The 14,562-nt window shown below is 57.6% G+C and carries 5 protein-coding genes; 3 read left to right on the top strand and 2 right to left on the bottom strand.

Annotation, left to right across the window (positions count from 1 at the left end; translation table 11 throughout):
* The first annotated feature begins 10 nt into the window (after positions 1 to 10).
* Positions 11 to 1,204, top strand: coding sequence for a nucleotide disphospho-sugar-binding domain-containing protein (locus B0B52_RS06695; protein ID WP_077592856.1), 1,194 nt, complete (start codon positions 11 to 13; stop codon positions 1,202 to 1,204).
* A 558-nt stretch (positions 1,205 to 1,762) separates the two neighbouring features.
* Complete coding sequence (locus tag B0B52_RS06690) at positions 1,763 to 2,428, top strand: M48 family metallopeptidase (RefSeq protein ID WP_077592855.1); 666 nt, start codon at positions 1,763 to 1,765, stop codon at positions 2,426 to 2,428.
* 260 nt (positions 2,429 to 2,688) lie between these two features.
* On the opposite strand, the gene B0B52_RS06685 is transcribed toward B0B52_RS06690, so the two are convergent.
* Positions 2,689 to 3,957, bottom strand: a complete 1,269-nt coding sequence (locus B0B52_RS06685) for a tetratricopeptide repeat protein (protein WP_077592854.1) — start codon at positions 3,955 to 3,957, stop codon at positions 2,689 to 2,691.
* Positions 3,958 to 3,970: 13 nt separating this feature from the next.
* Entirely contained in the window at positions 3,971 to 4,456 is a 486-nt protein-coding gene (locus B0B52_RS06680; RefSeq protein WP_077592853.1) for a tetratricopeptide repeat protein, read from the bottom strand.
* 639 nt (positions 4,457 to 5,095) lie between these two features.
* On the opposite strand from B0B52_RS06680, the gene B0B52_RS06675 reads away from it, so the two are divergent.
* Positions 5,096 to 14,562, top strand: a 9,467-nt coding sequence (locus B0B52_RS06675) for an RHS repeat protein (protein WP_139351840.1), incomplete at its 3' end; no start/stop codon positions are given.

The raw sequence follows: 14,562 nt of genomic DNA, 5'->3' as shown, positions 1-14,562 counted from the left end.
TACTTACCACGTGAGCCGTATTCTGTTCGCATGGGAGCTCGGCGCTAACCTTGGCCATATACGCCCGCTTGTCAGCATCGCCAATGCTTTACGCCAGAATGGCCATGAGATAGTCTTTGTGCTGCAAGACATTCGCGGTTGTGGCGAATTTTTGCGCCAGCACGAATTCGCTTATTTTCAGACCCCCACACTGCCTGGGCGTCTTCTGCCTGGAATGTCGCCTGAGCAGGTCAGTTATCCAGAAATTTTGCTTTTACATGGTTTTGGTAATGAGAAGGAACTGGCCAGCGTCCTGCAGGCATGGCGTAACCTCTATAGCGTGTTGAAACCTGAAGTGATGGTATTCGACTACGCGCCAACGGCATTGCTCGCGGCGCGTGATCTCGGAATTCCGAGAGTCGCGTTCAGTACGGGTTTCACGTCGCCGCCGCGTGTCACGCCGCTTCCTTGCTTTCGTCCTTGGGAGTACGTTCCTTCGGAGCGTCTACTAGCGGCTGAAGCTCGTGTTCTCGACGCCGTTAATGGTGCGTGTGAAACGCTGGCAATTTCAACTCTGAGCGCCCTCCATGAAATGTTCGGCGTAGAGGAAGACATATTGGCCACGCTGTCTGAGCTCGATCACTATCCAGGTCGGCAAGGTGCAGAGTATTGGGGACCGATCCATGAGGCGACAGAAGGAGAAGTACCGATTTGGCCCGAGGGAACGGGTAAAAGGATATTTGTTTATTTGCGTCCAAAATCCCCCGCATTCAAACCGCTGGTCTCTATTCTTGCTGGAACGGAGTTGCGTATTCTCTGGTTTGCGCCGGGACTGGCGACGCAGACCATGGAGAGTCTACAGACGAAGAATATGTGTTTTTCGTCTAAGCCCTTCGCTATGACACAGGTGGCCGATTCGGCCGAGGCCGCGGTTTTGCATGGTGGGCATGGCACTGTGGCAACCCTTTTGCTCGGCGGAGTACCCATGCTGCTCCTACCTGCAAACGCAGAACAACTGCTAGTGGCCCGCAATGTATCAACCCTTGGTGCAGGTCTCATTGCCGCTCCACGCGTAGTCGGCGATTTTTTGCCGCTAGTCACGCAACTTGTACAAAGCAAGGTACTGAGCGAACGTGCAAAGGCTGTCGCCAAAAAATATCAGGGTTTTGATCCAGTCAAACAAATACAAATTGTCGTTGCTCGCATAGAGCAGTTAATGCTCTGACCATCGCTCTGAAATGCCTTGAAGGAAAATACTGGAATAACTAAACATCTGGAAAGGCAGACGAGCATGCCGGCTTGACTCGGAGGAGTTGTATGCGCTTGCGCTTACGGATTTTGAAAAGAGCAATTTGGAGGGTGCCCTAGAAAGTTGAAGCCTGTTCTCGCAGCAGAACCATTGCCGGAGGCCTTCGCACTGGGGAAAGCGGCAATGTTAATGAAGCCCTGGAGTTCAAAGTACGCCCCAGTTATCCGCCAGCCCCTTTTTTTACTGGACTCGCTCTGGCAAGGAGAACAAAATCCAGGAGGAAACGCTTGCCGGACATATTATTGCAATCTACCGCGATGGATAACCTGTATTTCAACAAGGCTGAGCAGTTGCAGGGAGACCATTGGAAATGTTTTCCAGCAACTGCTCAGATGGCTAACTCCGACGTGCGGAATAGCGTACCGCTTGACAAGCTGTATGGTGGCAAGCACTGAACATATCTCTCACGCTATTACTGTCGATGCCGAGAACATCGCACATTACACATAACACTGGAAACTAGGAGAATAGGTCATGGCTACCCAAAGTGATACCCATGCATGGTTTGATTCCTTCGAATCTGACGAATTGTTTGCTCTCGCCCAACTCGATCTTGAAAAGGGCAATACGGGCGAGGCGCTGTGGAAACTCAAACGACTGACAGATGCGGCAGATACGCCGCCGGGCGTTTTCAGCGTATGCGGTCAAATTTATGTGCAACTCGGGCTTTGGGACCGGGCCCAGCAGATGTTCCAGAAACATCTTGTGCTTCATCCTGAATCAGTAGGCGAAATGTTCCAGATGGGTTTGGCCCACAGCAATGCAGGTCGTGGGTCCGAAGCTATGAAGATCTGGGACAACCTGCTGCAAAAATATCCTACCTATCCGCCAGCGCTGTTTTATCGCGCTTTGATGCGGGCGAATCAGGGGCAGATCGCAGCGGCGAGAAACGATCTCGATGTGCTGGTCAAGTATGCAGCGGTAGACAATCCTTTCTTCAAGCAAGCCAAGGAACTGCTGCAGAATCTTGATTTCCAGATGCGCTCCGCAAATGCCAGTGCGGCGGCGGCTCCCGCTGCGGCAATCGCTACAACAAAACCGGATGCGCCTGCCAAACCGGCGGCCCCCGCAAAACCCGCGGCGCCAGATGTATTGACTGCGCGTGCGAGAAATGCATACAAGACTGAACCCAAGGAATGAAGATCCAGGCAATGCTGGTTAAGGCGCTTGAACTGCGTTGCCTTTTGGGGGCTGCTACTGGCCAGCAAGCAGGCTAGACAGTTGGGCGAAGGCATTGGCAGGCAGATCAGGCTGATGGTTGCCGTCCGTGGTGTGTAGGCACTGCCTATACAAGCACTGCTTCAACAACAGAGGGCGGGGTAAGCGTTCAGCCGAACTCTCTGGAACTTCCCCCTCGCGCGAATCCTGTCAGAAAATCGCAATCGTCCGGTGCATCATGATCAGGTTTTTTTCTTTTTCGGCGGCCCCTTGGGCTTCGCAGGCTGCGTTGGCTTCGCGTTTTTATTCGGCGATTGCATGGCCTGTTTTAGTCGCGGCGTAGGCTTTGGCGCTTCCGGCGCCTGGACTTCTCCATTCTTGGTTGCGTAAACACGTAGCTGTTCGATCAACGGCAGCATGCCTCCCGGGGGAGAGCGCTGAAGCATCCGCTCAAACAGATCCGTAGCTCCTTTTGTTTGCCCCTGAACAGCAAGAATGGTGGTTTCTGCGAATTCGGCACCAAAACCGTTGGGGTCGAGACGTCGCGCAAGCTTAATTTCCTGTTCGGCGCGTTCAAATTTTCGCTGAAATGCAAGCGCGGAAGCAAGACCGCCATGCGATTCGGAGAACGTGCGATTCACGCGCAGCGCCTGCTCAAATACCTCTTCTGCGCCGGCGGGATCTTTTGCGGCCAGCTTGGCCCAGCCGAGTGAAACAATAATGCCGGGGTTATCGGGGAAGACGCGTACTGCGTGTCCGAGTGATTCGATGGCCTTAGCGTGTTCCTGTTGATAAAGCTGTACAAGGCCCAGTCCGAGCCAGGCGCGCCCGTTTTCCTTGTCCTGCCGCAATGCAGTTTCAAAATGCAGCCGGGCCGGTCCGACATCCTGCTCACCTGCGGACACCATGCCGGCGACTACATTTGCATCAATATCATCGGGACTTTCCGCTAGCACTTCACGTGCCAGTCTGCTGCTATTTTCAGCATCGTTGTTATCCATGTACAGCAATGAGAGATAGCTTTTGCTTTTGCTGTCCTGAGCTAGTTCGCTCCAGCGTTGGCCGGCCTCAATTGCCTCTGTCATCATGCCCAGATGGTGCAAAGTGCGTGCCAAATAGGCAAAGGCATCCGGTGTGGCAATGCCTCGCTCAATGGTGTCAGTAAAGCATTTGCGCGCTTCCTCCCAGCGTTGCTGGTAATACAGCGTAAGTCCCAAATTGTGAAGCAGCGAGGTGTCTGAATCGCCACCTTCAATGAGGGCCCGCAAGGATTGCTCCGCTTCGGAGAAGCGATGTTGCGAAATCATGACCGAGGCCAGTCGCCCGCGCGCAATGGCGTCGCCTGGCGCCTGGAGAAGACGGTAGTCGTAACAGGCATTTGCCTCGTCCATGCGACCAGCCTGATGGTACAAATCCCCGAGCGTCAATCTCAATAAAAGATTGTCTGGATCGACCTTGACGTAACTTTCATGCCGCTGGATGGCGTGCTGTAACTCTTCTAGAGTTTGCATTGAACTAATCCTGCTAAATAATTTTAAGTAAGTCTTGCAATTGAGGCTGTAGCCAGTGGTCTTCTGGCATGCGCTGTGCAGCTATATCAAACAGGGACCGTGCCTCATCTGAACGCCCTAGTTGCAATAATGCCAGACCGCTATAAAAGTTCAGCAGAAAATCGTTGGGATCTTCAAGGCAAGTTTTCCAAGAATTGAGCGCGTCTTGTGGCTGTTGATTCGAGAACTGTAGCAAACCCATTTGGACATGTGCCAGCGGATTTTCCGGATTAATCGCAAGAACGCGCTGAAAATATTCTGCTGCGCGCGCTGTCATCTTGAGGTCGGAATAGAGCGCGGCCAGCATGCCGGTGGCAATTTCGTGTTGAGGATTGTGATCCAGAACAACTTTCAGGTGCGCCATCGCATTGCCGAAATCGCAATCTTCAATGCATGTGATCGCGAGTCCGAGGGTTTCGTTCTCGTCGAAGCTGGTTTCGGTTGTGGGCTTATTTTTCATATAAATAGTTAACAGGCCTTAGCCGGCAGTCCGCTGTTTGGTAGCGGCAACGTGGCGCCCGTACCCCATCCCATCGATTCTGAATATCGGTTTTAGATTTAAACACGCGACTGTGCGCCATGACGATGCACGTTTGTAAATCGATTTTTGACTTCTTTAGGGTGACATGCACTGAACAACGCCAGCAGCATGATGGGGTGACGGCATTTACTCAATGCGATGGGCCTTGCTCTCATAAAGTAATCGGCCCTACAACCGCAAGAATAAGCCAAGCGCTATATTTTTAGGGGCTGATGGCGCTCTATTTACTTGGCCTACGAGCCTTTTCTATTTTAAAAGCGCCTCCAGAAAATAGCCAGCCCATTTAAAACGGCCTGCCCGTGCATTGCGGTGTGTCGCCCGCCGCGATGTAACCCTTAACTTTGATCTCGCCAGCGCTGAGAGCTCAGTCCTTATTAATCACGCGTCTTCCCAGGGTCTAGGGTAAACACTTACCTTAAAAGCTAAACCCTTTCAGAAATGTCTGGATGTATTGCTGAGATAGGGTTTCTTGCACGAAATAGGCGCAAGCTGCCGAGCGAATAAGTATTCGCGAGCAGATAAAGACTCTAAAAACGCGAGCACACCGAAAGACTAAGCATGACAAGCATCATCACTGGAAGCGGATTGGGACTGATCAACACCTCGGCGGATTTGCTGGGGACGGGCGGAAATCCGCTGGTTGGTCGAGCGGGTCAATCGGACGGGGTGTACATCAACGGTGCGACGGGCAATGTGGTGATCCGCGCTCAGGACGAGTTTGTCGCTGGTCTGGGGATCGATACCAACCTCTTGCGGACCTACAACTCGCTGGGTCTGACTGATGGTGATAACAATGACGGTTGGCGTGCGGGCGTGTACCGCAAGGTCTACAACGTCCAGGGCACGCTGGGCAATGCGGGCTCGACGGTGATGAAGGTATTCCAGGATGGCGCCGAGCTTGTCTACAGTTTTGTAAGCAAAGTGGGAACGGTATCGACGTACAGCAGTTTTGACGGAAGCGGCGCGACGGACACGCTGGTGTACGACAGCGCGGCGGCCGCGGACAAAAAATGGGTGTGGACCGACGGCAGCAGCCGGATGACCGAGAGTTACGACTGGAGCGGGACCGCCGGCAATATTCGAAGTGAAGCTGACAAAGACGGGAACAGCAGCCGTTACAGCTATACGGGGAGTCTGCTCACCCAGGTTGTCGATCCCTCTGGTCAAACGACCAAGCTCATCTATACAGGCAACAATCTGCAAAGGATAGAGGTTTACCAACCGGATGGCACCACCAAACAGACAGTGGTGCACTACACCTACGATGGCTCGAACAGGTTAGATACGGTCAAGGTTGATTTATCGCCGGAAGACAATTCGATCACAGACAACAAGGTCTACACCACCACCTACAAGTATGACGGCGCCAGCAAACGCGTGGCCTCGATCACGCAGGGTGATGGCACCACGATTAGTTTTGCTTACTACACCACAGCGCCGGATATCGGCAAACTCAAGACCTGCACCGATGGCGCGGGCAAGATCACCACGCTGACGTACACCGCAACCTCGGTGACGGTACCCGTGAGCGCGGCGCCCACGGCAGGCCTGACCACCGTCACACCCGGCTGGGATGCTGCGACGTTGATTGATCCCAACTCCGTCATTCTTGGTTTCGAAGACGTCAATGGATGGTCCTCATCCATGGGCTCGCTGACGGAAAGCAGCGTTCATGACCAAGGCACAACAGCCGTCGCATATAACGGCGGCGGCTACGTGCGCATTACCAGTTCGTCTCTTAGTTCCCTGGGTACAGTGGGATCACAACTCAGTTATCGGCTTTTTGTGCCGGCTGCCCAACCGAACCCGTATTGGTTGGGCCAAACGCAGTTGTTCATTAATGCCCCTTCGTTGGGCATCAATGACCAATTTATTGGACAGGTCGAACTGACTAACAACGTTCAACTGGGTGCCTTCAACACGATATCGTTTACCTTGCCTAATGACGTGAGGAACAAACTGTCCACCCTCAGCTACTCAGATTTACAGATCACGCTGTCTCTGAACGTTCCCACCGACGCGCCTGGCCCCTACATTCTTGACGGTTTGAAGACAGGGACAAATCAAGATGGTGCTTCTACTCTAGGGACCAACCCCAAGACCGAATTTGATAGCAAGGGCAACGGCATCGCCGTGTTTGATCGCGGCGCGGATCTCATGGTGAGCTTTTACACCAAGGTCACAGACAGTTGGACAACGCCCGTAGCCATTGATGGCAGCAATTCGGGCAACCCCGGTATCCCCAGCCTGTCAGTGAGCGCCAACGGCAACGCATTTGTGAGCTGGGTGCAGGGCAACAATTTGTACGGACGGCGCTACATCAATGGAGCATGGGCGGATGCCAGTCCGGTTTTGCTAGAAAACGTTGCGGCTGCGGTGACAACCCCGGTCGGTGCCATCAACGACAACGGCACAGTGGTTGTGGGGTTTGTGCAAGACGGCAACCTCATGCTGCGCACGTATGACGGCAGCGTCTGGACGGCTGCGGTGGCGGTGGACGATCTTGGTGGGGCCAACACCAATGCGGTCACAAGTCCCGGCATTGGGATGGATGGCTCAGGTAACGCGATCGTGGTGTGGGCGCAAAAGGTAGCCTCCAACGATGCGGGTGAGAGTTTGTATTACGCCAGGTACGACGCCATAGCGGGAAGTTGGAGCACGCCAAACAGCTCCGCTTTAGAAAACGTCACCACTGCGATCACTGCCCCCCAAATCGCCATGGACGCCAATGGTGATGCCAGTCTGGCTTTCATCACCAACGGCACCTTGTACGCCAACTTTTATTCGCTGGCCAATGACACGTGGGAAGGACCGCAATCTTTGGGGGCGGGGGCCACGGGTACGCCGAGTGTGAGCATCAATAACACGGGCCAAACGTTATTTACCTGGATCAGCTCCAACCTTGTCGTGGCGCGCATTTGGAATGGGGTTTGGGGTGCACAACGCACAGTCAGTAACGTGACGGGTGCGGTGTACGACCCGATTGGCAGCATCAATGATGCGGGGCAAGCGGCGGTGACCTTTGTGCAGAACAATGGTACGGCCGACCACGTCTACGTCAACCGCTACGTCAATGGCGCGTGGCAGAGTACGCCCACGGCGGTGGAGGCCAACCCGGTTGCCGCGCCCAACAGCCAGCAACCCTGGGTGGCCATTGATGCGATGGGCGACATCCACGCCATGTGGGCGCAAAAGACGGCCTCGGGCGAGGCGGGCGAGAGCGTGTACAGCGCCCGCTACAACAACGACAGCGGCAAGACCTACAAGCTGACCAGCACCCCGGCGAGCTGGGCGGCCTTGGCCGGCACCTTGTACGGCAGCAGCCACAACAATACAGACGCGGGAGCGGCGCTGCAGGCGGCGCTGGGCAACATTGCATTGCCCACCTCGGGCAAAACAATCATCGTCCCGACGCAGTTGGACTACAGCGCATCGGTTGCGGGCACTCGGCTGAATGTAGTCGATCCCCTTGGGCTCACGACCACCTATTTCTCCGACACCAAAGGCTTGCTGCGCCAGGTTCTGAGCCCCACCGTAGGTGGGGGGCGTCTGAGCACCAGCTACGTGTACGACAGCAATAACAACGTCATCGAAGTGATTGACGGCAATGGCAACATCACCGCCTTCACCTATGACACCACCAACAACAATCTGTTGACCCGTCGTGACGCGGTGGGTAACACGGTGGCGTACACCTATGACACCAGCACGAACCAAATTCTTTCTGAAACACATTACTTGAGCCCGGACATTGACGGTGCGGGCGCAGCACAGGCAACACTGCCGGTAACCACGCGTTATGTCTACGACAGTGAGAGCCACCTGCGCTTTGTGATCTCTGCGACAGGGCGTGTGACTGAATCGCAGTACAACAACGCCAATGGCACGTTGGCCGCGACCTTGCAGTACACCGACAGCACCTACACCGCTGCCGGCTCCAGCGAAGCGAACCTATCCACCTGGACCCAGGGTCAGACCAGCGTGGAGCGCACCGACTACGACTACGACTTTCGTGGCAACGTCCTGAAAACCACCGTGTGGGACAAGATCAAACTGGAGCCCGACAACTCCACCGGCAAGCCAGTAGGTGATGCTAGCGGTGGCAACGCGACCGTCACCTGGTTCGTCTACGACCAGCGTGGGCAGTTATTGCAAACCGTAGACGGCCGCGGGACGGGCGCCAATGGCACGGACACCAGCATAGCCTATGCGACCACCTATACCTACGACGGTCTGGGTCGACTGCGGACACAAAGCCAGTGGATCCAAGGCGGCGAGGTGCGTTCAGTTCTGAATACCGTCTATGACGACGCCAACAACAAGGTCACGACCACCTTGGCCAATGGTTTGGCCACGACCAACGTGTACGACAAGCGTGGCTTGCTGATCAGCACCGCACAGGCTGACGGCACCAAAGCACTGGGCACCACGACCTACGCCTACGACGCCGATGGGCGGCTGTGCATCACCACCGACCCACTGGGCTACAAGAGCTACGTCATCTATGACGCGGCAGGTCGCGTGGTGGCCACGGTAGACGCCATGGGCGCGCTCACAGAGCTGCGTTACGACCAGGACAGCAAGGTCGTGCAGACCATTGGTTATGCGACGCTGCTGACCACGGCGCAGCTGGCCTTGCTGGTCAGTGGGAGTGTGCCGCTCAACCCGGCGGTATCGACCCTGCTGACCACCAACGGCACGACCGGCAGCACGGCCGATGCGAGCAAAGACCGTGTGGTGCGCAAGGTCTATGACGCAGCGAACCAACTGGTGATGATGATCACCACCACCGACACGGACGCCACGCAAGGCTATGTCACGCAGAATTTCTACGACGGTGCGGGGCGTCTGACCGACACCATGGCGTATGCCACGGCCATTGCCATCCCGGCCACGCCCACGCCGGCGAACATCACCGCGCTGATCCGGGTCTCGGGCGATGACCGGCACAGCCGCCTTTTTTACGACAACGCGGGCTTGGTTGTAGGTTCGCTGGACGCCGAAGGGTATTTGACAGAAAACCAGTACAACGCTGCGGCGGAGTTGACGCACACAATTCGCTATGCAAACGCCGTTGCGGGGTACCTGCGCGATAGCGGGAGTTTTGCAGCGCTCAAAGGTGCGACCACGGCGGGCGGGGTGGGTACGAATGCTCTCAACGACCAACACGAATACTACTTTTACGACACCAAAGGTCAGCTCGACGCCAGCGTGGACGCCGAGGGCTATTACACCAAGTACGGCTACGACTCAGCGGGCAACCAGACCAGCGTCAAGCGATTCTTCACCCCGAGCACGACGCCTTCCACGAATACGGCGCCGACGACGGTGCATCCCAACGACGACGTGACGGTGACCACCTACACCGGTGCGAACGAAGTCAAGACAGTGACGTCGAGTCTTTCGGGTACGACGAACTACTACATCTACAACAATGTAGGCCAGTTGATCCAAAGCGAGCTGGGCTGGGAGAGTACTGGCCGTATGGATGCAGGTGATGTGCGCTACTACCTGACACGGTACGACACACAAGGTCGGGTCATCCAAAAACTCACGGCCAAGGGCGGCGATTTGATTGCGACGATGGCCTCGCCAACGCAGACAAAGATTGACGCGGTATGGGCGCAAAACAGCACGCTGTACACCTACGATCTGGACGGGCGCATGACGTCGGCCACGGATGAGAACGGCAACAAGACGCTGTACTACTACGACGCCGATGGGCGCTTGCGTTACACGGTCAACAGCATCGGCGAGGTGAGCGAGACACGTTACAACGCGTTTGGGCAGGTGAGCGATACCTTGAGCTACACCAACCGCATCGCTGTGCAGGGGGCCTGGGGCACGCAAAGCCAGCTCAACTTGGACACAGCCACGAGCACGACCAACGCCACAGCCACGAGCACGGCGTTTGACAAATACGGCAACGGCCTGGCGGTGTATGTACAGAATGGCACGCTGTACGGCAGCATCTATTCGGTAGCTACCAACAGCTGGAGCACAGCGCAGCAGCTCGATACTGCCGTCAGCGGTACCCCCAGCCTGTCGGTCAGCGCCAACGGCAACGGCCTGGTGACGTATCTGCGCAATGGCGGCGCCAACAATCTGGCGGCGGCTGTGGTGTACTCGCTGGCCACAGGCTGGGGAATCGCCAAGAAGGTGTCGCCGGACAGCACAGCCGTGTACAACCCCGTGGGCAGCATCAATGATGCGGGGCAGGCGGTGGTGGCCTTTGTGCAGAGCGACGACACGCGCAACAACCTGCTGACCAACATCTGGAGCGGCACGGCATGGGGGACCGCGAAGAATGTCGATGATTCTGTCTTGATAGGTAACAACGATCCCATCGCAACAACGATGGTGCCTAGTGTGTCCATCGACGCCGTGGGCAACGCGGTGGTAGTGTGGCTACAAAAGGGCATTGGCGAGACGGTCAATAGCCTGTGCTACTCACGCTACAGCGTGGCAGACGGGACGTGGGATGTTCTTGCAAGCAGCACAACGTTCGAAAGCGACACCACGGTGGCGGTCACAGCCGCGCAGATCAAGTTCGATGGCAACGGCAACGGTGTGGCCGTGTTCATTCAAAATGGCAAACTCTACGGTAGTACATACTCTCAGGTCGGTGGTGGCAGCTGGAGCGCGCCCAAGCAGCTTTATGCCGAAGCAGTCAACGCCACACCCCTGAACCTGGCCATCAGCAGCAACGGCAACGCCGTGGTGACCTGCCTGACCCAAGTCTCTGGCATCAATGCGGCCATCGCGGTGGTTTATACCCCCGCGACGGGCTGGGGTCTTGGTGGCGTCATCTCCAGCACGGCGAATGCGGCGGTGAGCAGTCCTGTGGTCAGCATCAACGACGCGGGTCAAGTGGCTATAGCGTTTGTCAAGATCAACAACCTGTACGTGAGCCGTTACACCAACGGCGCTTGGGTGGCCGCTGCGCTGGTCGAATCCAGCGCCAATGCGATTGACCCCGCCATGGTGCCGGGGATCGACATCAGCGCTGCGGGCGAGGTGACGACGCTCTGGCTGCAAAAGGCCTTAAACACCGACTCTGGCAACGCCGTCTACAGCAACAAATACGCCATCAACGGCGGCGTGGCGACGGCCGCGCTGACCACCGCGGTCAATGCCATAGCTAACCAGGCTGTGGACTACCACAGCAGCTTCAACTACACCCTGCGCGGCGCGATCAAGGATGCGCTTGAGACGTTGAGCGCGAGCGCGACCTACACCACCAGCAGCACCTACAACGCCTTCGGCAACCTGATCGGGCGCGACCGCCCGGTGGTCAATGTAGCGGGCGCGAGCAACACCTCTACCCGCAGCCTCGATGCGTTCACCTACGACCGCCGCGGCCAGCTGGTCAAGAGCGTGCTTGACACCGACAACGGCGCCTACACCGGCATCAAGCAGACCAGCAGCACGGTCTACGACGCGTTCGGGCGTGTGACGCAGACCACGGATGCCAACGGCAATACCCGAAGCGCCACCTACGACCGGCTGGGGCGCACGCTCACCAGCATCGACCCCAGCGGCACGACCACGATGACGTACGACGCGCTGGGGCGCGTGCTCACGCAAGAGGATGCGCTGACCAATCAGGTGGCGACCTACGTCTACAACGACACGAGCCGGCAGTTCACCATGACCAGCGCCGAGGGTGTTCAGGTCACCACCAGCATGAACCGCCACGGCCAGAGCGTCTCGGTGGTGGACGGCAGCGGCAACACGAGCACCTACGAGTACGACAAAGACGGCAACCTGACCAGCACGGTCGAGGGTGCGGGCAGTCTGAACCTCACGACCACGCAGGCGTATGACAATGCAGACCGGCTGATCAGCACGACCAACGCCAAGGGCACGGTCACAACGTTCCAGTACGACGCGGCCAGCCGGGTGATCACGCAGACCGTGGACCCGTTCACGGACGCCAACTTCAAGGGGCTGAACCTCACCAGCCGTGCCAGCTACGACGGCCAGGGCCGCGTGCTGACCACGACCAACGCCCAGGGCGTGGTCACGCAGACGACTTACGACGCCAAAGGACAGGTCACGCAGATCGCGGTAGACCCGACCGGGCTGAACCTCAGAACCACCTACAGCTACAACGCCGATGGCCAGACCATCTCGGCCACCGAGGCCTTCGGCACCACCGCGGCGCACACGGTGAGCTATGTGTACGACAACCTGGGGCGGCGCATCGAGGAGCACGTCGATCCGGCCGGCCTGAACCTCACCACCAAGTACAGCTTTGACGCCAACGGCAACGTCAGCACCCGGACCGACGAGCTGGGCAATGTAACGCGCTACTACTACGACGGCTCGAACCGGCAGACCTATGTGCTGGATGCTACCGGCGGCTTGATGCAGACGGAGTACGACGCCAATGGGCGCGTCATCAAGCAGGTGGTGTATGCGAACTCCCTGACGGGTGGGGTCTTCCCGGCCTTCCCAGCGGTACCGACCGAGGCAGATATCACTGCACGCCTTGCAGTGGCCTTGGTCAAGGACAGCACGCGCGACCATGTGGTGCAGTACCTGTACGACAAGGACGGGCGGCGTACCTACAGCGTCAACGCGCTGGGCGAGGTGAGCAAGTTCGTCTACAACGGCGACGGCACGCTGGCTGTGAGCGTCGAGTTCTTGTCCACCGTCAGTGTGGGCGACCTCAATACCGCCACCCAGGATGCGGTGCGTACCGCGGTCGAGGCGCTGACGGTGGACATGACCCGCGACCATGTCAGCTTCAACGTCTATGACGCGGCCGGGCGGCTCACGCGCAGCGCCAACGGCCTGGGCGAGCAGGTCAGGCGCGCCTACAACGCGGACGGCACGGTGGCCTACAGCGTCCAGTTGGTCGATCGGATCAGTGGCCTGAACAATATGACTGGCCAGACGCTCTCGTCACAGGACTTTGCGACGCTGACGACCGACATGATGATAGCCATGAAGACAGGCTCCCTGCTGCTGGACATGACCCGTGACAAGGTCGTCTTCAACGTCTATGACGCGGCGGGTCGCCAGACCTTCAGCATCAACGGCCTGGGCGAGGTCAGCCAGAACATCTACAACGCCGACAGCACGCTGGCCGCGAGTGTTCAGTACGCCAGCCGCCCCTCCAGCATCACCGATACTGCCAATATGGGCAGCACGTCCATCTCCGCATCAGGGTTGCGGGCGCTGGGCAATGCATTGAGCACGGCCGCGGCCAGTTTGACGGTGGACCTCACCAAAGACCACGTCGTCTTCAACGGCTACGACGCCGTGGGACGCCAGACATCGAGCGTGAACAACCTGGGCGAAGTAAGCGAGATCGTCTACAACGCCGACGGCTCGGTGGCGCAGACGATAGGCTACGGCACACGCCCGAGCAGCATCACGGACGTGATCACGGGCAGCGCGCTCACGGCCAGCGAACTGGCCACGATGAGCGCCACAGTGGGCACCAAGGTAGCGGCGCTGCCGGTGCCCAACCTGGCCAACAACGACCACCTCACCTTCAACCTGTACGACGCTGCTGGAAGACAGACCTACACAATCAACGGCCTGGGGTCAGTGAGCCAGGCGATCTACAACGCCGACGGGACGGTGGCGGCGAGCGTGCAGTACATGACGCCGATGAACGGCATCAGCGGCACAACGACGGCGGAGGACATTGCCGGCACACTGGTAACCACACCCCTGACGGTGGATGTCACCAAAGACCACGTCGTCTTCAACGGCTACGACGCCGTGGGACGCCAGACATCGAGCGTGAACAACCTGGGCGAAGTAAGCGAGATCGTCTACAACGCCGACGGCTCGGTGGCGCAGACGATAGGCTACGGCACACGCCCGAGCAGCATCACGGACGTGATCACGGGCAGCGCGCTCACGGCCAGCGAACTGGCCACGATGAGCGCCACAGTGGGCACCAAGGTAGCGGCGCTGCCGGTGCCCAACCTGGCCAACAACGACCACCTCACCTTCAACCTGTACGACGCTGCTGGAAGACAGACCTACACAATCAACGGCCTGGG

The organism is Polaromonas sp. A23 (assembly GCF_002001015.1).
Classification (GTDB): domain Bacteria; phylum Pseudomonadota; class Gammaproteobacteria; order Burkholderiales; family Burkholderiaceae_C; genus Polaromonas.
The sequence above is the reverse complement of the archived record's forward strand: the minus strand, read 5'-3'. Positions and strand labels throughout refer to the sequence as shown.